We start from the raw sequence: 23,498 nt of genomic DNA on the forward strand, positions 1-23,498 counted from the left end.
CTTGAATGATGGCGATGTTGTCACAGCAACAGCGACAGATGCGGCAGGTAATGAATCAGTACCGGCAACAGAAGTTGTAGATGCATTGGCTCCGACTGCACCAGAGATTGACCCAATCAATGGCACGGATCCGATTACGGGTACGGCAGAACCAGGTTCAACCGTGACAGTGACTTATCCAGATGGCACCACAGCAACAGTTGTTGCAGGTACAGATGGAAGCTGGACAGTACCGAACCCAGGCTTGAATGATGGCGATGTTGTAACAGCAACAGCGACAGATGCAGCAGGTAATGAATCAGTACCGGCAACAGAAGTTGTAGATACTGTACCTCCAGTAATTGCTATTGATGAATTGGATGATGTTGATCCGATCACAGGTACGGCAGAACCAGGTTCAACAGTAACTGTAACCTTCCCAGATGGTAGTACCATTACTACTACTACAGAAGGTGATGGTACTTGGTCTGTAGCTAATCCTGGCACATTAGTAACTGGCGATGTTGTAACAGCAACAGCGACAGATGCAGCAGGTAATACTTCATTACCAGTCACATCTATAGTTCCAGTTTTCATTGATGCTATTGATGATATTGCTACGGTATTAAGTGAGGTTAATCCTGTAGTAACTCATCCTGATATTCCGGGTGGTGCGTTAGTAACCTTCCCATCATTATCATTGATTGGGCCAATTATTGACTTGAAAGGTCAAACACCAATTACAGTGACTGTACCTGAAGGTGGAATTGCATCGTTTGATGTATCTTTTGGTGGAGTTCTAATAGGTGGTGGTATTGGTTCTTATGACCTTAATATTCTTCGTTATAACGAGAATACGGGTGGATATGAGCTCTATAATAAAATAGATAATGCTGGATCCATGCTTGGAGTTGGTTTAGGCGTCATGGGAGGTGGAGCATCCATCAGTAATCTACCTGAAGGACAATATGCACTTGTATTAACTCCAGGTGAGGGCGTACAAGTTACAGGAATTGGTATCGCTTCAATTTCTGTTACCAACGAGGTGTTGAGTGATTATGGTGATGTCGTTGCAAAAGGTAATGTGATTACAGCAAATAATCCTGAAAATCCAACGGACGTTGCTGATGTGATTCATGCTGGTGAAACAGCAACGGTTATCAGTGTTGCTAATGAAGATGGTGTGATAACTGCTCTACCACAAGACAGTGAAGCATTTACTCGTATTCAAGGTGAATATGGTGAGTTGTTTATTGATAAGAATGGTAATTATGAATACATCCGTGATTTCACCTTTCCAAATAGTTTAGGTAAAGTAGATAGTTTCACTTACACCATTCAGGATAGTGACGGGCATCAAGATACAGCGACTTTAAATGTTCGCATTGATACAAATGATCTTGATATCACATGGCCAGAAGATCCAACTCAAGATGGTGTCGTAGAGTTGACGGCAACTGATAATACAGCAGCAGCTGCGATTACATTAGTTCCATCAACCAATACAACTGTTGATACGGGTAGTATGGCTGCAAGTAGTACGAAACCGTTATTTGGCGCTGCTACTTCAGTTGCTGGTATTGATACGAGCGATGTGATTAATGTCGCTGCAAATACTGCCGCATCGCTTAATTTCTCTGTAACTACACAAGGTGGTATCCTCGATAGCTCTGCTAATGGTGATACTTTCAGTTATCAAGTGCAAAAACTTGTGAATGGTGTTTGGACAACTCAACCTGGAGCATCAGCTTCTGTTGTACATTCATCACCAATCTTAGGTGATGCTGGCGGTACTGTGTTGATCAGTGGCTCTTATCAGGTTTCTGCATCAGACACTGCTAGTCAATGGCGTGTCGTGTTTGGTAGCACAGAATCTAATATTCCTCTGATTGCTGGAACGAATACAACTACTGTCAACACTACTGTAAATGCTACTTTCACACATTATGACCAATTCGTTGGTAATGGTGCGACGGTAACTGCTACGGGTAACTTGTTAACAGATGATTCTGGTAATGGTGTAGATGTAACGGGTGGAGCAAGTACAAAAGTATTTGTAGAAACTTCGCCTGGTACATATGTACAAGCGAATGGTCAAACAATCACGGTTGAGGATGGTACATTCGTTGTTTCGGCAAATGGAACATATACGTTCACAGCAAATAGTTCTGCTACTTCTGGTGATGTCGCTACATTGAACTATAAACTGGTTGCTGCAACAGGTGATGAAAGTACACCTGCAACTTTGACCGTGAATATTGGTAGTGAGACCATCAGTACCGCTAGCCACGACATTATTACTACTGGAGCTGGTGCAGATACAGTTGTCTATAACTTACTGAACGCTGCTGATGCAACAGGTGGCAATGGTAAGGATGAATGGACTGACTTTAATTTGGCACAAGGTGATAAAGTTGATATTAGTTCATTGTTAAATGGCGCTAATGCAAGCAATATCTCTAATTATGTGTCTGTTACTTCTGACGGTGCGGGTAATACTTTGATTAGTATTGATCGAGATGGTACTGGAAATACCTATAACTCAACTGATCTCATTGTATTGAAAAATACAGATACAACACTGGATGAGTTATTGAATAATAATCAGTTGTTGTTTTAATTGATTGTTGTTGATAGAAATCTGTAAATAAAAGAGAAGGCACCAGTGCCTTCTCTTTTTTTATTGAAAAACAGTTTTTAAAAGCATTAGTCGCAGTAAATGGCTTATTTAATATTTTTGAAAGTAAAATTAACTAGATTTTTTTATTTTTTATAATTTTTTTTAAGAGTCTTTTAAATTCATTTTTCTCTATATTACGTTCGTTCTTGCTTTCTAGAGTTATCAATAATGTATCTAAAATTTGTGTGTTGAAATGAGCTGAATTTTGATCAATTTCTTTCCAATGATATAAATTCCAATTATTTAAAATAGAAATTTGTTGATCTTGTCTTCTAAGATTTTCAAGAAACTTTTTCATAAAGACGGTTCCTTTTAAATATTGATCTTGAAAAACAGGTTGCCCATCAGTGTATCTCTGTTTTATGAGAGAAGAGGGTAAAAATAGTTTTCCATCAGATGTATCTACAAGTGTAGAAAGACGGTTCCATAATTGAGATGTCCTATAAGTTCTTTGCAAGATGTATTTGTCAAAATCTTCTTCATTTTTCGGCAAATTTCTTTGTCCATATGTACCAAACTTATCTTTTCTGATAATCCCTTCTGACCAAGCTGCCAAGCTTTCTGTCAGCCAAGGTTGCTTAAACATCGTATAACCATAGGTGTAAAGATGAAATAATTCATGTGCTATTAATGAAGAGTCAGTAGTTAGATTTGGAATATTATTGCTAATAAGAATAATTAGAGCACAAGCATTTTTTTTTAATGGATTATTGGAATGTCGATGGGGTTCATCATAAGCTAGTCCGAGTCCATCAAGCTTCTGTATTTGTATATCAATATATTGGACGTTATTTTTATAGCGTGGACTATTCAAAGGATCTTGGTAGCCTAAAACGGACCAAGCTTTTCGTGTGGTATTTGCTTGAATAGCAATATTTTCTACATAGTCTGGAACATGATTTAGATTTTTATCCTGCTGAAATATTAAAGCATTATCACCAGACGTAGTGTAAAAAATACGCAGATTATTCATGCCATAATAGACTTGATCAAGTTGTTTAACAACAGGAGGGCTACTTGAATAACAATCAGTTTTTGCATGAATATAAGTAGATACACAAAATGTAGAGAATAATAAAACCAAAGTTTTTTTATGCATAAAAAACATTACTGAATAGCCTGGAAAAGCTCTTGCCATTTTAGGGCAAATTGTTTTTGATCTGTGAGTCGACTACATGCATATGCATTTTCACTAAGTTTAAGCCGTTTGTGTTCATCTTTTAATAAAGAAACTACTTTCTGTGCAAATAATTCTTCATCTTGAAAAGTAACTAAATAGCCATTTTCATCATGATTAATCATGTCTGATGGTCCGTAATCGATGTCATAACTCACGACAGGGCAGCCATGGCATAGAGCTTCTAAAACTGCCATACCGAAACCTTCAGATCGGCTAGAAAAAAGGAATAAGCTTGCCTTATTATATAAAGCATCAGTATTCTCATTATAGCCCATCAATTTAATATGGTTATTTAACTGATGTTCATCAATTTGACTTTGTAAGAAGTTATGCTCACTTCCAAAACCATAAATGTTTAAATAAGCATTGGGGATTACTTCTACAACTTTTTTGAAAACCCTAATTAAGCTATCTAAATTTTTCGCTTTATCATATCTAGCAATAGTTAAGCAAAACATTGGATCTCTGTTTGAAAAATTGACATGGTCAATAGCTTTTTCATATATATGTGGAATAACAAATAATTTCTCTTCCATTCCAAAGCGCTGTTGAATATGTTGTTTTTGGCGTTCAGTTAAGATTACTAGTGCGTCTAATTCATTACTATATTTAAAATAGCTACGATAATGACGATTAATTGTAGAATTTTGAATATCATGGCCATTTAGATGGGTAGCATGAATTGTTCCAATAAATCGCATGTTTTCTTGTTTTATCTCTCTAAGTGGTTCATAGAAATGAATTGCACGGTCGATAAGAATATACATCAGATCATTTTTATAAAGTTGAGAGATTTTTAGGAACCAATACTGAATGAGCTGAGATTCAGTATCAAAAACCTCATTAATAACACCTTGTTTATTAAATAAAAAAATATTTGAAACAATGTTTTTATTCTTTTCGTTGAGTTGATAGTTTTTTATAATAACTGGATAACCTTCTGTATGATAATAAGTTTCAGTTATTATCATTTGATTTTCTGGGTTGATGACTTGAATACAACTAAGATAACCATAAGAGTCATAAATAATTCGTCCTGTTTTTACACCTTTTTTGAAAGTATTCACATAACTTAAAGTAGGAGAGTCATTTTGCCGTATTTCGTACAAATAGTTTTTATTATTTTTATCATGAAAACGTTGATTGTAGGTGAAAGGAATTATAGTTTTTAAAATGTTACTGTTAAACATTTCTACCATAGGGTTATGGATTTTTTTATTAGCTAGTTTTAGATGAGTTCCTTGAAAATCACCATATAAATTGAGATATCCAATAGAAGGAGGAGCTAAGTTTGTAGATATAAGGCTCCAATAATTTTCTGCAAGTGAGCGATCATATTCAGTAGTAATAATTGTGGGGCTAATACCTAATTGTTCATTTAGTATTTTTGCGCGCTTTAAAAGAGCAAAAACCAATCCATTTTTCTTTTGGTCAATTTTTGGAAATAGAAAAAAATATTGAGTTTTCATAATAAATAACCATTTTATAATTTATACAACATAAAAGATTTGTTTGCTTTACGATGGTTTCAGTAAATCATTTTTTGTAAAAATTTGTGGTTGGTATTCATTTAATTTTTCCATATAAATTCTTTTTTCTTAATTATTTATGAAATCAGATGGGGTTGTAAAATTTAGACCTTTTAAATCATTTTTATGAAATCTCCACCATTTTAAGTGCATTAATTCTTTAATGACTGTATCTTCGAATCTTTTACGAATTAATTTGGCAGGATTACCACCCACAATAGTATATGGTTCTACATTCTTTGTAATAACACTATTAGAAGCAATTATTGCTCCATCACCAATTGTAATATTATTTTTTAAAACAACATCAGCTCCAATCCAAACATCATTTCCAATAGTAACATTACGCCGACTTCTATAATTATGGGTGACTAATGCTGGATCAGTATCATGATAGTCCTCACTATAAAAGTGAGGTGAAGTAGAAATCCACTCGGGGAAGTGGTGGGCACCCATAATTTTGATATTACTTGCTAGACTACAATAGCGGCCAATAGATACTCCATAGTTAAGATTAGAAGATGAGTATGAGAAGGCACCAATTGTACAAAGGCTTAGAACAGAATTATAAAAATTATTATGTCCTTCAAGTTTTAAATCATTATTTAGTGTAATAAGCTTATGTGGATTTTTTTTAAGGAAAAACATATTTATATTAAGTCGACTAAGACTCTTTTCAATTTTAAAAAACTCAACATTTGTAGTTTCATTTGATAAAGTAAATATTTCATTATTCATAAAAATACCTTTAATTGCATTATTAAATAATTTTGGATTTGAAACTAATCTTTGAAGTGTAAATAATAAGCAATGTAACCTGATAAATTATGTTCTTGATCATCAATTCGAGCACGAAAACGATCATGTCTTACATAAAAAGAATTTAATATAGACTTGGGTTTTTTCATATACATAGCAACTTCTGGATAGAAGAAACCTGTGCGTTGAAATTCAGCACGTAACTGAATAAGAGATTTTAATTCTTCAAATTTAGAAGATTTAAATAGATTTTCATGACCTTGTATATTTAGACGATTTACCATTTTATAAGCAGACATCATCATCTCAAGGAAAGTAGCATATACTGTTTTACGATTTTTAATAAAGTCCATATGATTTAAATAGTTATTTATACCAAACTGATAGTATTTAACTTCTGGACATACTAATGTTAATTCATTCGTACAATAACTTAACCAATGATCATGATATTTTTCATATGAATTAGATATGAAGTTATCAAACATTAACTTAACAGTATCTAAAAGAACTTTATTATTATTTAACTGATAAAGCCTTAAGAGTGCCAGTGCAGCTTCACCATCATAATAAACAATTCTAAATTTCTCTTTAATAGACAAGGATGGGTATTCCAGAATGTGAGTAGTTTTTCCTGTTTTATCAATCATTTGCATAATACCATTTGCTATTTTTTCTGCATATTCTAGATATTTTTTATTTTTAGTAATTTCCTGATATTTTGTTAACATTAAAATAGTAGCTGCATTCGCACCAAGCTTAATCTCATAATTATTGTCATTTCCATCAATCATATGAGCTGTATCTTCATCTATTAATTTATAAAAATTTTTGATGCTATACTCAATAGCTAAGTGAATTTTAGACCAATATTGATTATTTTCTTCAATCTCAAAAGTTTCTAAAAGTGAATAAATTGAAGTGCAATGCCGTATTGTATTGTAGCTTTTAATTTCATTATTAAATGCAGGGAAATAGCCGTAGATAAATTTCCCATCTTCTAAAATTTGACTGCTTAGGAAACTAGAATTTTTATTAATTATTTCTTTAATATGAGATTTATCATTTTTATCAATGAACCTAACCCCATTTTCACAACCTCCACTTTGAAGTTTAATGAATTTACCATTTTCGTAAAATACACTTTCAGTTTCAAAAAGCCATACATCTTTAATTTTAATAATTTCTAAATCTTTTTGAATAGAAGAATATTTTTTCTTGATTGCTTTATTTAAATTATTTTGGTCAATAAAATTTTTTTGATCATATGAAATTCCTCGTATGATTGCATTCCCATAAATCTCTTGTTCTAAAAAACATATATTGAAATCTTTATCAAAACTAATACCTTTTCTAAAGTGATTATTATGCTTTTGATTAGATATATCATGGGTAACATCGGTCCAACTTTTCTTTTCTATGTGAGTTACAACATCAAGTTTTATATAGCCTAGATAACGTTTATCTCTAAGAAAAATTTTTTCTAAAAAGTTATTTATTTTTTTTTGCAGTTTTTGTATATCAGAACTAGCAATTGAAAAAACTTTACACCGTTGATCTAGGCAACCATATGAGATAAAGACTATTTTTTTTTCAGAGTCAGTCTGATCATATAGTGATATCCATTCACTGATCTGATTTTTTAAATTACTTAAATCTAAATATTTTAATTGATGTAGCATATTGCGACCTAATTAAGTTAATCTTGGCTAGAAAACAATTAAATTGTTTTAATTCCTTTCTTAAAAAATAATAGAGTGATATTTAATTCTGCTTGTTATTGTATTGGTTTTTTTGTTGTACTAGAAGTGATTTTAAGGCTTTAGTTGTGTTTAAAATTATTCGAAATTTAATTCATATGTTTTAATTTTAGTATGGTTTAAAACATAATTTTATGTGTCCTAGTTTATTTTTTTTTGATAAAATAAATTAATTATATGTTTTATATAATTTTAATATTTCTATTTTTGTTGTGTTAATTAATCTTGATTGTTAATTTAATTGTCTAAAATTTATTTGAATTAAAAAGGTTAATTATGAAAAAAATAATTTCTTTATTGATGTTTTTAGCTGCTAATCATAGCTTTGCTGAAACAGTTAGTATTGATTTAACAAATGGAAATTTTATCGGAGATGATGCATATAAAGTTGTTACTTCGACCCAAGCACAATGTACACAATTGGACAATTCGGGAATCGGAAGAACAGTTTGGGCTGAAGTGAATTTAAATGGTTACTCATATAAAGAATGCATACGATATTATTCTGCCGGATTACTCGAAAATCAAACGAATAATAGAGCGATTGCGTATTTTTCTGGTGATGTAGCAATTGTAGGAGGCAAAGCACCTGCATCATATACTGACAAAAAACCACAGGACAAAGTTAATGAAGCAGTCGTTAAGTCCACAGAGTTGTATAATTTCCCATATATTTTTGTAGCTCGTCCAGGGATTTATGGATCGTCTGGTGTACATAATGGTGCTAGAAAGCCATTAGAATCTTTATTAATGTCTGAAGCATTAAATAAAATTAAACAAAGGCATCAAATCCTTAATTATGTGTTAGTTGGGCATAGTGGTGGTGGTCATATTGTATCTGCCTTATTATCAAAAAGGACAGATATATTATGTGCTATCCCAAGTTCAGCCCCTTCATCACCAAAAATATTGGCAGAAGCATTGGGGAAGACATCTGATCCAAGACTATTTGAAACTGTAGATGCAATAACAGCACTTACACCCAAGCACCCAGCGAATAGAGTATTTGTTGTGGGGGATTTAAATGACAGTATTGTGCCTTGGGTTTCTCAAAAAGTACTTCATGACAAGTTGATTCAATTATCTTGGGCATCAAATATCATAAATTTACAAGCGGCTGATAGGGATCATCATAATTTGGCTGAGAAAGCTACTAAGATCGCAGGGATGTGTGCAAGAGGAATGCCAACCTTAAATATTCTTGACCAAGCTGGAAATCTATAAGCGTACTTTTTATTTGCATAGAACAATAAAAAAGTACTATTGCTATCATTCATAGGAATCACTTTTATGCGGATATTAAAAGATTAGCTTGCTTTGAATCTATAAAATGATCTATTTAATTGTTTATTACTTAAATATAAGTTTTATAAACGAAATGAAAGTTTAGATGAAAATTAATATAGATGTAAAAACTATAAATTCTGGACAATAAATTTTGAAAGCATTCTATCTTTAATTATTTTTATAATGTTTGAAATTTAAGTATTTAAAACATGATTTTAAAACATTTTTTTTGATGGAAGTGATCTTAGTGTATGTAAAATAAAGATAATTTTTTAATAAAAAAATTTATTTTTGAAATTAATTGATTTGTAATTGATACAAATGGAGGCTTATGTGAATATAATTTTGAGGATTTTTATTATGCAACTATCCTCGTATTTCAGGTTTGAGTGATATTCACTAAGTCCACAGCCTTTTAGGGTGTGGACTCTTCTTAATTAATAAAGAACTTAAAGTTATATTGATTTCTTTTATTCCAATTTAAGAATGCAAGGTTAAATTTCACTTAAATGTATTGGGGTATATCTATTGTTAATAATTCCAACTCTCTAAATTTTAATTTAAGATGGGATTTATAAAATGGATTTTTATATATTTAACATGAGGATTAAAATTAATGAAGAATTTAATTCTAACTCAAATCGTATTTTCATTAACACTAATCTTTTCTGGTTGTGTGAATCAACCATATGGACATCAATCGGTTTATTCACCACCTTCTATTAATACAATTGCGAATCATAAATTGTACTTAATAGCAGAAAAATCAGCCCATCCTAGCTTTGGTTCAGGTGAGGTTACAGCAGATAAAGCTGCTCAATATGCAAATAATCATAAGAAGACAGTGATTTGTGATAAACATCATTACTATGCTGCGAGTAATACTATTAGTGAGTTGAAGCAGACAAAGATTACTTTAGTAAGTGGCGAGGAAGTTAATGTCCCTAAATCGTGTTGGGTCGAAGATGCGAACCCACAAAACTCAATTTATGTTTCCAAATCATCTGTAAGCCACGGTTTTTGATAATTAAATATATAAAGGGAGACTAAGCTTTAGTAGCTTACTCTCCTAAAAGTAATTAAAATAATTAATTGAAGCAATAGCTTGAAAGTAATTTTTATATAATTCTATATTCAGATTTATCAAATTGTTTTTTTCAATTTCTATTAAATATATCTTATCACTGTTTACTTCATTTCTTTTTAAAATAAATTCTATTACTGAACCTATTTCATTTTTTTTACTTAAGTTTAATTTTACTATAAAGACAGAAAAACCTCTTTCTTTCATTTTTTTTGCATAGAAAGTAGCATAAGTTTTAGTACTTTCTTTTAATCCTGTATCAAAAATAATAATTGCTGGAAAAGGCCCAATTCCTTCGGGAGTAAAAATCTCACCGGTTGCTGAGCCGGGTAGAGAATTCCAAAAAATATCATTCATATTAAATGTTTATCATAACTAAAAAATAATTTTCGTAATAATGCTTTAAAAGCATTAAGTTAATTTATACAAAATGGAAATCATAAATTTTAAAAAGTTAAAGTGTTAAGTTGATGTTTGAAATAAATTAATACTATCAAGTTTTTTTTGATAATTTGATTAAATTATTTCTGATAAAGCAACTTTACTTTGTATATATAAGATAATCAATAGTAAATATATATTAATTATTTTTTTACACAAAATTTCTTATAATTAATTGAAAATAAAATATATTTTTGATTTGCTTAATTGGCTACTCTTAATTAATTAAAAATTAATGAAAATAAAAAATCCTTAAAATTGTAAGACAAAATTAACTTAATATTGAATTATAACGAGTTATTTATAATATAAATTTTAAGAATAACAATATAGCTTGAATATGTTTGTATATATCAATACGTTGTTGAGTCTGTCTTAAAATTTTTAATAATTAATTTGGTGTAGAAGATCAACCTTATTAAAAAATGTAACTCATCTCTAATTCCATTTTTATATATTCCATATTTATTTAATAGAATTAAACTTAAAAATTCCTAGTAACTACAATATATTAGTTTTAGTGGCATTGTTCAAAATCCTTTGAATTACTGTTCTTGTAACCGAAAATTCTTTAGCAAGTGAATACACACTATAGCCTTTTTTAAACAATTCGATCACTCTAGTTTTTTGTTCATTATTTAATATTTCCGGTCTACCAACTTTTCTTACCGGATTGTGATCTTTGGATTTTTTATTATTACACTTAAATAATTTCTCAAATTCAGCTGATAGCTTTAAAAAATGTAGAAAGAAAATTTTTAAGTCACCATTAATCTCATTTTTTGAGTAATCCAAGCATATTAGTCGGATTTTTTTTTGATCAATTTTATCAACTATACTTAAAATTTCCTCAAAACTGTTACCCAAGCAATCCATGCTTTTTATCACTAAAATATCGCCTTCTTCTAATGAATAACTTATTAGATTAAGAAATTTATCTCTATAAATAATAGATTTATCAACCGATACTTCTTCTACTACTAATCTATTCTTTTGAATCTTATAGCCATACTCACTAAAAAAGGTGATATATCTAGAAAATTCAAACTGCAAATTAGGCTCTATTCTAACATAGGCATATGTACGCATATTAAAAACACCAAAATTAAACAAAAACAAAACAAATCTTAGCATCTTATTTTTTTAAAAAAAACATGAACTAAATCACAAAAGTGTACTATACAGTGTTTAAAACATGTTAATTAAATACATACTTAAATCTATATGGGTTATTAGGTTTTTTTATCATCTTTATTATATTAGTTAATAATTTTGTTAGTTCTATGATGTTTGTTTTTTTCATCTTTAATAATCTCCTTACTTAATTATTTTTGAATTTAATATAAATCTAATATTAAAATCTAGTTTTATTTTTTAATTAAATTAATTTAATGGTGTATGACGTAACAAAACATTATGGGGTCAATCTGCTAATTACTAGCTTTTTTGTTATATAATTGATTTTAAATGAATTTTATTTTTTATTTTTTGTTTTTAATTGTGTTTTTAATTTTTATAAAAATAAAATACATAGTTTTAAAACTATTTAATATGGTCATTTGTAAATGATCTAAATTATAATTTTAAATATTTTATTTATATTTCATAAACATGTTTTAAAAAAAATTAATATTTTCTTATATTTATAATTTATTTAATACTAAACTTTTTTATTATAAAAATTAAAGTATTTTTCAACTAATTTTTTAATAATTATATAATATTTTATTATATTATATGTGTTTAAATTTTGCCGTGTGGGAATTTTTAAAATTATGGAAATATAAAAATATTTACATTACTATAAAAAGTCTAAAATTAATAAACTAATTATATAACAAACAATAAGTGAAGAGCTAAAAAGTATATTTTGATTTGAATTTACTTTATAGATACTCTTCACATCACTCTAAGGAATAGGAGGAGATATGCGTATTTATGCCTATATACGAGTAAATTGTAGTATTGAAAATATTGAAGAAGAGAAAGAATCTTTTATTTCTTTATTAAATAGCTTTGATTATAAAATTCATCCTAAGAGAGTCATTTTTGAATTAGTATCAGTAGATAAACCTATTACTTTACGAACTATTTTTCTTAATTTAATTAACTATTCTTTAGAAGAAGATGATTTTTTAATAGTTAAAGGTATTGATTGCTTGGGTAGTAGTTTTACGGAGATATTATCATCTATTAAGTTAATTGAAAGAAAGAAGATTAAATTAATTATATTGGATTATTTTAATTGTGAATTTGAAGATGATATTAAAAATAATTTTATCCACTTTATAGAAATTTGCATTAATTTTGAAAAACTTTTTTTAATTGATTGTGTTGGACAAAAAAAATCTAGTTTATCCAGAAAAGGGGGTAGACCTGAAAAATTATCCAACGATCAAAAACAGGATGTTATTAATAAATTTAAGAAAGGTTTTAGTGTATATTCGTTAGCTAAGGACCTTGCTGTCTCAAGGACAGTGATTCAAAGAATAATTAAAAAATCTGACAATTAAGATATGAAAAATTTTGCTGTTAATAAGTATTAAATCATGTTTTAAAATTTTATTTAATACTTATTAAATTAATATTTAAATTTTAAAATTAAATTCATATTGATATTTTAATATTTCTATTGATATTGTTGTATAGGCCTTTAGCTATATCTTAACTTATTAAAAGTTATATTTATTAACTTAAGGTTTATTTATATAATTTTGGTAGCGCGAAATATGGATATGAGTATTGATTTAATCAAATGGAAGTGTTCTATATGTGAAGGTTTTATAGTGGTTGATCATTCAAAAATACAAAAAGAAGATTTAGTACAATTTGTATTTAGACGCATAAATAAGAATGATTCTTTTTATTTTATTTATAAAGTTGGTTTAGTTATTGATCGAAAAGAAGAATTATTGATCATCAAATATAAGAATAGAACCTATAAGGTTTTCGAAAAAGATACTTATCCTGCAAGAGCGCCAACTCACCTTATCTATAATATGTTTTGGGTATGTACCTGTTAATTTTTATATTTTGATTTTAATATTTTTTATATGGAATAAATCTTTGATTTGCTAATTCTCTATATATTCAATAAAAAAGCCACTCGAGTAGAGTGGCTCTTTTGATTTGATAAGTTAGACTTACCAGCTTAACGCACCACCAGTTTGGTAGTCAGTTACGCGAGTTTCGAAGAAGTTCTTTTCTTTACGTAAGTCCATCATCTCAGACATCCACGCAAATGGATTCGTTACACCAGCAAATTGCTCTGGTAAACCTAACTGAGATAAACGGCGGTTACAGATGAATTTTAAGTATTCTTCCATCATGCTTGCATTCATACCCAATACACCGCGTGGCATTGTGTCACGTGCATATTCGATTTCAAGCATCGTACCTTCAACAATCATTTGAACCACTTCTTGTTGGAACTCAGCAGTCCAAAGGTGAGGGTTCTCAATCTTGATTTGGTTAATCATGTCGATACCAAAGTTCAAGTGCATAGACTCATCACGCAAGATGTATTGGAATTGCTCAGCAACACCGTTCATCTTGTTACGACGACCCATACTCAAAATTTGAGTAAAGCCACAGTAGAAGAAGATCCCTTCAAGTACACAGTAGAATGCGATCAAGTTACGAAGTAAGCGTTGGTCGTTTTCAGGTGTACCTGTGTGGAAATTAGGATCAGTTAAAGATTGAGTATATTTCAAGCCCCAAGCTGCTTTACGTGCAACAGATGGAACTTCGCGGTACATGTTGAAGACTTCGCCTTCGTCCATACCTAAAGATTCGATACAGTATTGGTAAGCGTGAGTGTGAATCGCTTCTTCAAACGCTTGACGCAAGATGTACTGACGGCATTCAGGGTTAGTAATGTGACGGTAAATCGCCAATACCAAGTTGTTTGCAACTAAAGAATCCGCAGTCGAGAAGAAACCTAAAGAACGCATAACAATAGTACGCTCATCTTCAGTTAAGCCATTTTCAGACTTCCAAAGCGCGATGTCATGGTTCATGTTAACTTCTTGAGGCATCCAGTGGTTTGCACATCCGTCAAGATATTTCTGCCAAGCCCATTCATATTTGAATGGTACAAGTTGGTTCAAGTCCGCACGACAGTTAATCATGGCTTTGTCGTCAACTTGAACACGTTGGGCACCCATTTCTAGCTCTTCAAGGCCAGGGGCAACGTCTAAATGTTCTAAGGCTTGAGCGGCTCTAGCCACTGTATCGGAGGCAACTGTTGGTCGCACGGAATGGGTTCCAGCGGATTGTGGAGCTGCCACGCTCGACGATGATGGCTGCGCAGTAGATACATTCTGCGAATCTGACGCTTTTTCCGATTGGACGGGCGCAGACTTGTGTTCAGGTGTAGTCGGTTTTTGCGAATCATCTTCAAAATCGTCCCAACTAAGGATAGACATTTTTGTTCTCTCTTCGTTGTATATATCTATATTTGACATCTCTTAAACGAAGATGTCCCTACTATACGCTTTTAATGTGTAAACAAAATTAAGTTTTATTGATGCATGACCAAATTTTGGGCCTTTGGTCTCTACTCACTACAACTTATTTTGTTTACGCTGCTGCTTACGTATTGTGATAAATGCGTAAACCATCGGCATATAAAAGAAAATAAAGGCAAAGATTAAAACTCCAACACCAAGCATATAGTTATGGCTGAGATGAGAAAGCATAATCTTTACCTCTTTTAAGATTGCTCTTTAGTGAAAAAGAGCAACCTTATTCAATGTTATTGGCAAGCTTCACAATCAGGGTTGTCGATTGAACAAGCCATTGGTACAGGAGCTGCTTGAGTGAAGCCTTCTTCTTCAACCGCTGCTTCTGGTTTCTTCGCTTCTACAACAGGGGCAGCAACAGCTGCTGCTTCAACAGTCGCAGGTTTAACTGCGTTTAAAGCACCTGTGTTAATTGTAGATTTTTCAGCAGAAGTTGCACCTAAAGCTCGGAGGTAATAAGTCGTCTTAAGACCACGTAACCATGCCATCTTGTAAGTGATGTCAAGTTTCTTACCATTTGCACCAGAGATGTAAAGGTTAAGCGACTGAGCTTGATCAATCCATTTTTGACGGCGTGATGCAGCATCAACGATCCAACGTGTATCTACTTCAAACGCAGTAGCAAAGATTGCTTTTAATTCTTCAGGAATACGAGCAATTTTTTGTACTGAACCTTCAAAGTGTTTAAGATCGTTAACCATTACTGTGTCCCAAAGACCGCGTTCTTTTAATGCACGAACAAGGTATGGGTTAATAACAGTGAACTCACCAGACAAGTTAGATTTCACATATAAGTTTTGGAATGTTGGCTCAATAGACTGAGAAACACCACAAATATTAGAGATGGTTGCAGTTGGAGCAATCGCCATCACGTTTGAGTTACGCATACCGTCTTTTTGAACTTTGGCACGTAAAGTGTCCCAGTCTAAACGTTGAGTACGGTCAACTTCGAACATGCGCTCTGGACGAGATTTCGCAACAATTTCTAAAGAGTCGATTGGAAGGATACCTTGATCCCACAATGAACCTTTGAATGTTGAGTAAGCACCACGTTCAACAGCCAAGTTGCTTGAAGTTTCAATCGCGTAGTAGCTAATTACTTCCATTGATTCATCAGCAAAATCAACAGCAGCGTCTGAACCGTAAGCAATACCCATTTCATATAGAGCATCTTGGAAGCCCATGATACCCATACCGACAGGGCGGTGTTTCAAGTTAGAGTTTTTCGCTTGTGGTACAGCGTAGTAGTTAATGTCGATCACGTTATCGAGCATACGTACTGCTGTTTTAATAGTGCGAGCTAACTTTTCACGGTCTAATACACCACCTTGAACGTGTTGTACAAGGTTGATCGAACCTAAGTTACATACTGCAATTTCGTCTTGATTTGTGTTCAAGGTAATTTCAGTACATAAGTTAGATGAGTGAACTACACCAACGTGTTGTTGTGGTGAACGTAAGTTACATACATCTTTGAATGTGATCCACGGGTGACCAGTTTCAAACAACATAGAAAGCATTTTGCGCCATAAGTCTTTAGCACGTACTTTCTTATGTAGCATGTTAGTTTCTTTCGCTACAGACTCATAGTAAGCATAACGCTCAGCAAATTCAGCACCAGTTAAGTCGTGCAAGTCAGGAGTTTCAGAAGGAGTAAATAATGTCCATTCACCATCTTCAAATACACGTTGCATAAACAAGTCTGGAACCCAGTTCGCAGTGTTCATGTCGTGAGTACGGCGACGGTCATCACCCGTGTTTTTACGAAGCTCTAAGAACTCTTCGATGTCTAAGTGCCAAGTTTCTAGGTATGCACACACAGCACCTTTACGCTTACCACCTTGGTTTACTGCAACAGCTGTATCGTTCGCAACTTTCAAGAATGGAACAACACCCTGAGACTTACCGTTAGTACCTTTAATATAAGAGTTCAAGGCACGTACAGGTGTCCAGTCATTACCTAAACCACCAGCCCATTTAGAAAGCATTGCGTTGTCACGCATCGCGCCATAAATGTCATAAAGGTCATCGCCAATTGTTGTTAAATAACAACTTGAAAGCTGTGGACGTAATGTACCTGAGTTAAACAGGGTAGGCGTAGAAGCCATGTAGTCGAAGCTAGACAATAAGTTATAGAACTCAATTGCACGCTCTTCTTTATCTTGCTCATTGAGTGCAAGACCCATCGACACACGCATGAAGAATAATTGTGGTAATTCGAAGCGAACGCCGTTTGAGTGAATGAAGTAACGGTCAAATAAAGTCTGTAAACCTAAGTAGGTGAACTGATTAGAACGTTCTGGCTGAATTGCTGCTGATAATTTTTCTAAGTCGAAGTCAAGCAAGTCAGGTGAAAGCAAATCAAGCTCAACACCTTTTTTCAAGAATGCTTCAAGTGCATTGTTTTCTGGTGTATCTGTTGATAAGCCTAAGAACGTTAAACCAGTGCTCACTAATTCGTTACAAAGCAAACGTGCAGTCACGTAAGTGTAGTTAGGTTCTTGTTCAATACGGGTACGTGTTGCCATCATCATTGTTGTGGCAATATCACTTTCTTTTACGCCGTTATATAAGTTTTTAACGGTTTCATCGACAATGGCTTGAACGTCAATACCTTCCAAACCTTCAGCTGCCTTAGAAACAGTTGCTTGCAATGCACTTAAATCAAGTGGCTGAAGCTGACCGTTTTTGTCGGTAACTTGTAAAGTAGGGTGGTGGTTTGAGTTCGTTTGCTGACGAGCGCTAGCACGTTGTTCACGGTAAATCACATAAGCGCGGGCAACCTTTTGTTCCCCAGTACGCATTAAAGCAAGTTCTACTTGATCTTGAATTTCTTCAATATGGATCGTACCGCCCGATGGTAAACGGCGAGTAAAAGTATTTAAGACCATTTCCGTCAACTGGGTAATACGGTCATGAATACGGCTAGAATCCGAACTCTGTTGACCTTCCACAGCAAGAAAAGCTTTACCAATCGCAACTGAAATTTTCTCTGCATCAAATGCAGCAACATCTCCAGTGCGCTTAATCACCTGAATTTGACCGGGAGTCGAAGTAATTACGCTCATGCCAGCATAGCTCCATTGTCACTTTTGTTATGTTCATAGACCGTTTGAACCGAGCAAAAAACATGCCACGATATTTGAGGGATAAACACAAGACTTAGTAGTTAAAGTTTATTTTCAACACAAGATACGGGATTTTTCATAGCAGATCAATCTTGACTTTTTAGTAATTTTTTATCTGTATGATTTGATGGGAGATAGCATAGCAAAGCTGTTAAAAAACACTTATAGATAACTTTGTGGATAACTCAAAAAACAAACACTTAAATAAATTTAAACTAAACAGAGAAATAATTTGTTTAATATTCATACATTGGAAATATGAATAGAATATGAAATTTAATAACAATAAATAAATCTTAAAAACACGTGAAAATTCAAAGGCTAATAAAATGCAACAAAATACGATGGTCATGTATCAGTTTGGTGAACGCCTACTTGTTTACAATGTAAACGTGTGTATATTGCAAATGATAAACGAATGTATCTGCAAGATTTTTAAGATGCATGAAACGAGATTTATAGGGGCAATGATATGAGCCAAGAAGAAAAGTTACCAAAGATTCTGATCGTTGAAGATGACGAGCGCTTAGCGCGATTAACTCAAGAATATTTAATTCGCAACGGCTTGGAAGTTGGTGTAGAAACTGATGGTAACCGTGCAATTCGTCGTATTATTAGTGAACAACCAGATCTAGTGGTCTTGGATGTCATGTTGCCGGGTGCCGATGGCTTAACAGTTTGCCGTGAAGTTCGTCCACATTACCATCAACCGATTCTGATGTTGACTGCACGTACAGAAGACATGGATCAGGTGCTTGGTTTGGAAATGGGCGCAGATGACTATGTTGCTAAACCGGTTCAACCACGTGTTCTTTTAGCGCGTATCCGTGCACTATTACGTCGCACAGATAAAACTGTAGAAGATGAAGTTGCTCAACGTATCGAGTTCGATGACCTTGTAATTGATAATGGCGGTCGTTCTGTAACGCTAAATGGTGAACTTGTTGACTTCACTAGCGCAGAATATGACCTATTATGGTTGCTTGCATCAAATGCTGGTCGTATCTTATCGCGTGAAGATATCTTCGAACGTTTACGTGGTATCGAATACGATGGTCAGGACCGTTCAATCGACGTCCGTATTTCACGTATTCGTCCAAAAATTGGTGATGATCCTGAAAATCCAAAACGTATTAAAACAGTACGTAGTAAAGGTTACTTGTTCGTTAAAGAAACCAATGGGTTATAAGATCTGAATAAACTTCCTATAAGGTTGGTCGAGTGTTTAAACACAGTATATTCCTGCGAATATATGCGGGACTGGTAATTCTTGTTGTTTTGGTTGCTGTCTTTGGTTATTTGCTTGTACAAATTATCAATTATCAACGGGCACAAGAATACCGAGAATCTTTAACTGATGGTATCTCTTATGTCATTAGTGAGGGAGTCGCTCGACAACCGGGGAAACAACAGAAAATAGACTGGGTTTCAGATGCGTCAGATTTATTGGAACTTCCAATTTATTATACTGATGCAAGTAAGGTTGAGTTATCTCGTACCGAGAAAAAACGAATCGAAGCTCAAAAATCTGTTGTCCGTTACGATGCCAGTAATAGTATTGCGTATATCATTATTGGCTTACGTGACGACCCTCAGCATTTTTTATCTATAAAAGTCGACAAAATTACGGAGCGCCAAATGAAGGCTCTCCCTATTTTTGTACTGGATTATCTAATGTTTTATCCGGGGCAAGAACAAGAATATCTTGCCAAGATTCAAAAGCATTTCTCTTACCCAATTAATATCTACAATATTCAAGACGTTAATCTGGACTCTGAACAAATTGGTCGTTTACGCCAAGACCAAAGCGTCATGTTGTACAAAGACAGTGCGACAGTCCGCGGTACAACCATTTCAATCGTCTCTCCAATTCCGAATCAGCCTACACGGGTTCTCGTGCTTGGACCAGTGCCGATGTTTAACTGGATGCCTTTGCAGCTTTCAGCAGGGATTACTTTATTTAGCTTATTTTTGCTGAGTCTAGGTGTCTATGGGTTGATCTTGCCGCTAGAGCGTAAAATTCGCCAAGTACGTTATGCATTAAACCGCATGAAGTCTGGTGATTTGTCATTGCGTGTTCCTATTGAAGGAAGTGACGAAATGGCAAACTTGGCATCAAGTTATAACAACATGTCTGACCATATTCAGCGTTTAATCGAGGCTCAGCGTGAGTTAATGAGAGCGGTATCTCATGAGCTTAGAACGCCTGTTGCCCGTATTCGCTTTGGTACAGAGATGTTGGCGGAAGAAGATGATTACAATCATCGTATGCATCAGGTCGATATGATTGATAAAGATATTGAAGCACTCAATACCTTAATTGATGAAATCATGACTTATGCAAAACTAGAGCAGGGTACACCTTCACTAGATTTTGATGAAATTACTTTATTTGATGTGTTAGATCAGGTTGCGGTCGAAACCGAAGCTTTAAAAACGCAAAAAGAAATTGAACTTGTTGCTCCTCCACTTTATGTAAAAGTAGATGCTGAGCGTCGTTACTTACATCGTGTTGTTCAAAACTTGGTGGGTAATGCGGTTCGTTATTGCGATAATAAAGTTCGGATTACCGGTGGTATCCACAGCGATGGCATGGCCTTTGTTTGTGTTGAAGATGATGGCGCAGGTATTCCTGAACAAGACCGTAAAAGAGTATTTGAAGCTTTTGCCCGTCTAGACGATAGCCGTACGCGTGCGTCGGGCGGTTATGGTTTAGGGTTGTCTATCGTAAGCCGTATTGCCTATTGGTTTGGCGGTGAAATTAAAGTGGATGAAAGCCCAACCTTGGGTGGTGCTCGCTTTATCATGACATGGCCAGCAAAACGCTTTAAACAGCCTCCTTTAAAAGCCAATAAAAAAGCACCTTCATAAGGTGCTTTTTTATTGATCTATTTATAGTTGAGTCGCATCTGGTTCCAAAATAGGTTTTCCGCTTCTTAAGCTGGTTAACGCATCGGAATTAAAATCGATCAGTAACGAATTGTTTTTTGCATCAATCTGGTATTTTTGAATAAGAGGTTGATCTCCATTAAGTGTTTCTATTTTATATTCATCTGCAATATGCAAAATACCTTCTAGGTTTGTTGTCGTTGACGCAAAATCCTGTCTAAATATTTCATAGACATCCCGCAAGTCAAAAATTGCATTGTTGGCATCTGGATGTTTGTGAATATAGCTTTCTATATGTCGCACCAGTAATTGTGCAAACAAGTAGTAGTTTGGTTTATGCGTATATTCTAGAGTCATGCATTTTTCTCCTTATTATCTGTTATTAGCATACATGGCAAAACACAGGTTATTGTATAAAATTCATTACACTAGATGATGAAATGAAAAAATTATAAAGATATAAACACTCGATTACGTCCTTGGCGTTTTGCTTGATATAAAGCGTCATCTGCTTCTTTAAATAAACTTTCAATAGCTCGATGGGACGATGGGGAATATAAGCTTATCCCAATACTCACCTGTATAAAAATTGGTAATTTCCCATAAATATAAATCGGTTGCTGACTAATTTTAATTCGAATTTGTTCAGCCAGTTCAAATGCACTTTCCTTGGTGGTATCTGCAATAAAAATGGCAAACTCTTCACCTCCAAAGCGACCTAACAAATCATGAGGATGTAAAATATTTTGAATCGTGGTGACACAAGTTTGTAGCGCCCGATCACCGATTTGATGACCATAGTTGTCGTTAACTTGCTTAAAGTGGTCGACATCAAGCATGAAAAAAGCTGAGGTCTTATTTTCTTTTTGTACTTTTTCTTGAAGTAATCTGACCGACTGTAAAAACTGGCGTCGAGTCAGACTTGAAGTTAGCTCATCATGTGCAATGGCATGTTGAAGCTTTTGAATTAACTCTGAATGCAAAACACTAATACTAGAAACCGTAAGTGGGGCAATCGTCATCATAATTAACCCAATTCGGATTGAGATCGTATTACTGAAATATTCGTTTGGATAGAGCAAAAGGTAATGTCCAGAGACATGATAAATAATATAAGCACTGGTAAAGCTAGTAATGAGTGCAACAACAATAGGTTTATAGCGAATAGCACACCAGATCAGTGCAGCAATCGGGTAGAGGAGTGAACCCGGGCCAGAGTCATAATAGCTAGCAGCAATCGAAATAAGCACAGCGCCAAAAGGTAAAAGGTCGGTTGGTTGTAGGCCACGATTTCTTGAAAAGTAATGCTTAACCTGACTATATTGAGGAATGTTCAATATGATAGGTAAAAGAAGCAAGGCATTTTGCAGTTCTGAAGTGAACCAGTAACCAAACTCATCCAACAAGCCACCAATCATAAATTTGGTATTAAACATAGGCACGAAAGTTGCTGCAAACAATGCACCTACTACGCTACCTATTCCGCATAATCCAAATAAAAAAAGGTAGGAATAACCGCGATAGGCCGCCTTAATATGTTGATTAAAAAACATATAGAGCGCAAACGTAGTAACAACATAAAGAAAGTTTGATGTTGTTAAAACAAGTGTGAGAGCAAATGGAGTGCCTTGAAATAAGTCAGCAATCACATATCCTATATAGGCACCTAAAAATGCGCTTGGTCGGCGTGTGGTTGGAAAACGAATAAGCAATCCGAGCAAAACCGAATTGGCAGGCCAAAAGAATGCAAGAAAACTTAAAGGGCGAGATGCAATGCCAATGAAACAACATGTCGCAATAATGAAGCTAAATAGGAGAAAAAATCTTAAAAAGGAGAGAAATGAAAATTCACGAAGTGAGTATGGCATCAGCTGCCCTTAATGATAAATACTCTTATCCAAGAGTAATAAAATATTATGCATGATTAAACATTCATCATAATTCAGAGGAGAAGCTGAATACAATAAAAAACAAACTAATATTATAAAAAAGTAAGTTATAAAAAGTTATTAAGCGCTTCAACTGTGTAAATATTCTAAAATTAAAAAATGAAAAAAATCATCATAAATAAAGAAACAATTAAATAAACCGATTATGTGCGGTGAAACCCCCCTTACAACACATAGATGAATAGTTTTGTCTAGAAAATCATCCGAAAGACTAAGACGCTTCAACTAGCATGGGAAATTAGAAATCAGGTACAATTGGCGGGATTAATTTTGTGTTTGGTGTATTTGAAGGCCAATACATACATTCTTT

At 33.5% G+C, this 23,498-nt stretch carries 17 protein-coding genes and 2 pseudogenes; 8 read left to right on the forward strand and 11 right to left on the reverse strand.

Annotated features, from left to right (window positions below):
- Positions 1-2,599, forward strand: a 2,599-nt coding sequence (locus tag J655_RS18015) for an ABSDF2314 family large adhesin (protein WP_155762641.1), incomplete at its 5' end; no start/stop codon positions are given.
- 133 nt (positions 2,600-2,732) lie between these two features.
- On the opposite strand, the gene J655_RS18020 is transcribed toward J655_RS18015, so the two are convergent.
- The 4 genes and pseudogenes from J655_RS18020 to J655_RS18035 form a co-directional block, all read right to left on the reverse strand.
- Positions 2,733-3,767 carry a hypothetical protein gene (locus J655_RS18020; RefSeq protein ID WP_005071122.1) on the reverse strand — a complete coding sequence of 345 codons (1,035 nt, stop codon included), beginning with the start codon at positions 3,765-3,767 and terminating at the stop codon, positions 2,733-2,735.
- Entirely contained in the window at positions 3,767-5,308 is a 1,542-nt protein-coding gene (locus tag J655_RS18025) for a glycosyltransferase (protein ID WP_032052745.1), read from the reverse strand. The genes J655_RS18020 and J655_RS18025 overlap by 1 nt, the downstream gene beginning before the upstream one ends.
- Positions 5,309-5,356: 48 nt before the next feature.
- A pseudogene (locus J655_RS18030) lies at positions 5,357-6,106 on the reverse strand (CatB-related O-acetyltransferase).
- A 44-nt stretch (positions 6,107-6,150) separates the two neighbouring features.
- Complete coding sequence (locus tag J655_RS18035; protein ID WP_032052746.1) at positions 6,151-7,809, reverse strand: poly alpha-glucosyltransferase; 1,659 nt, start codon at positions 7,807-7,809, stop codon at positions 6,151-6,153.
- Positions 7,810-8,541: 732 nt separating this feature from the next.
- Between J655_RS18035 and J655_RS24720 the strand changes: the two are divergent.
- Positions 8,542-9,166 (forward strand): annotated as a pseudogene (locus tag J655_RS24720) (hypothetical protein).
- A 624-nt stretch (positions 9,167-9,790) separates the two neighbouring features.
- Positions 9,791-10,198: a hypothetical protein gene (locus tag J655_RS18045; RefSeq protein WP_032052748.1), complete on the forward strand. Its 408-nt coding sequence runs from the start codon at positions 9,791-9,793 to the stop codon at positions 10,196-10,198.
- Positions 10,199-10,243: 45 nt separating this feature from the next.
- Here J655_RS18045 and J655_RS18050 read toward each other — a convergent pair whose 3' ends face one another.
- Both J655_RS18050 and J655_RS18055 read right to left on the reverse strand, forming a co-directional pair.
- Positions 10,244-10,615, reverse strand: a complete 372-nt coding sequence (locus J655_RS18050) for a hypothetical protein (protein ID WP_005071111.1) — start codon at positions 10,613-10,615, stop codon at positions 10,244-10,246.
- Positions 10,616-11,200: 585 nt separating this feature from the next.
- A complete protein-coding gene (locus J655_RS18055) occupies positions 11,201-11,788 on the reverse strand; it encodes a recombinase family protein (RefSeq protein ID WP_025469862.1) in 588 nt (195 codons plus the stop codon).
- Between the two features lie 839 nt (positions 11,789-12,627).
- Between J655_RS18055 and J655_RS18060 the strand changes: the two genes are divergently transcribed.
- Both J655_RS18060 and J655_RS18065 read left to right on the forward strand, forming a co-directional pair.
- Positions 12,628-13,212: a recombinase family protein gene (locus tag J655_RS18060; protein ID WP_005071105.1), complete on the forward strand. Its 585-nt coding sequence runs from the start codon at positions 12,628-12,630 to the stop codon at positions 13,210-13,212.
- Between the two features lie 216 nt (positions 13,213-13,428).
- Complete coding sequence (locus tag J655_RS18065) at positions 13,429-13,722, forward strand: hypothetical protein (RefSeq protein WP_002120070.1); 294 nt, start codon at positions 13,429-13,431, stop codon at positions 13,720-13,722.
- Positions 13,723-13,842: 120 nt separating this feature from the next.
- Here J655_RS18065 and J655_RS18070 read toward each other — a convergent pair whose 3' ends face one another.
- The 3 genes from J655_RS18070 to J655_RS18080 form a co-directional block, all read right to left on the reverse strand.
- Entirely contained in the window at positions 13,843-15,126 is a 1,284-nt protein-coding gene (locus J655_RS18070) for a ribonucleotide-diphosphate reductase subunit beta (RefSeq protein ID WP_032042147.1), read from the reverse strand.
- A gap of 138 nt (positions 15,127-15,264) precedes the next feature.
- Entirely contained in the window at positions 15,265-15,399 is a 135-nt protein-coding gene (locus J655_RS24725) for a hypothetical protein (RefSeq protein ID WP_002120013.1), read from the reverse strand.
- A gap of 56 nt (positions 15,400-15,455) precedes the next feature.
- The gene (locus tag J655_RS18080; RefSeq protein ID WP_002120003.1) at positions 15,456-18,290 is read right to left on the reverse strand and encodes a ribonucleoside-diphosphate reductase subunit alpha; all 2,835 of its coding nucleotides are present in this window, start codon (positions 18,288-18,290) and stop codon (positions 15,456-15,458) included.
- A gap of 353 nt (positions 18,291-18,643) precedes the next feature.
- Here J655_RS18080 and J655_RS25580 point away from each other — a divergent pair, with 353 nt between their 5' ends.
- Genes J655_RS25580 through bfmS form a run of 3 tightly spaced genes read left to right on the forward strand, consistent with a single transcriptional unit; the run spans position 18,644 to position 21,221 of the window.
- Positions 18,644-18,826, forward strand: coding sequence for a hypothetical protein (locus J655_RS25580; protein WP_031944149.1), 183 nt, complete (start codon positions 18,644-18,646; stop codon positions 18,824-18,826).
- Positions 18,823-19,539 carry a response regulator transcription factor BfmR gene (bfmR, locus tag J655_RS18085; RefSeq protein WP_000076440.1) on the forward strand — a complete coding sequence of 239 codons (717 nt, stop codon included), beginning with the start codon at positions 18,823-18,825 and terminating at the stop codon, positions 19,537-19,539. Before J655_RS25580 ends, bfmR begins: the two co-directional genes overlap by 4 nt.
- Positions 19,540-19,571: 32 nt before the next feature.
- Positions 19,572-21,221: a sensor histidine kinase BfmS gene (bfmS, locus tag J655_RS18090; protein ID WP_032006728.1), complete on the forward strand. Its 1,650-nt coding sequence runs from the start codon at positions 19,572-19,574 to the stop codon at positions 21,219-21,221.
- A gap of 21 nt (positions 21,222-21,242) precedes the next feature.
- Here bfmS and J655_RS18095 read toward each other — a convergent pair whose 3' ends face one another.
- Both J655_RS18095 and J655_RS18100 read right to left on the reverse strand, forming a co-directional pair.
- Complete coding sequence (locus tag J655_RS18095) at positions 21,243-21,596, reverse strand: hypothetical protein (RefSeq protein WP_002120022.1); 354 nt, start codon at positions 21,594-21,596, stop codon at positions 21,243-21,245.
- 92 nt (positions 21,597-21,688) lie between these two features.
- Positions 21,689-23,107: a sensor domain-containing diguanylate cyclase gene (locus J655_RS18100; RefSeq protein WP_019767941.1), complete on the reverse strand. Its 1,419-nt coding sequence runs from the start codon at positions 23,105-23,107 to the stop codon at positions 21,689-21,691.
- Between the last annotated feature and the right edge of the window lie 391 nt (positions 23,108-23,498).

This window comes from Acinetobacter sp. 1294243, assembly GCF_000588015.1.
GTDB lineage: Bacteria > Pseudomonadota > Gammaproteobacteria > Pseudomonadales > Moraxellaceae > Acinetobacter > Acinetobacter pittii.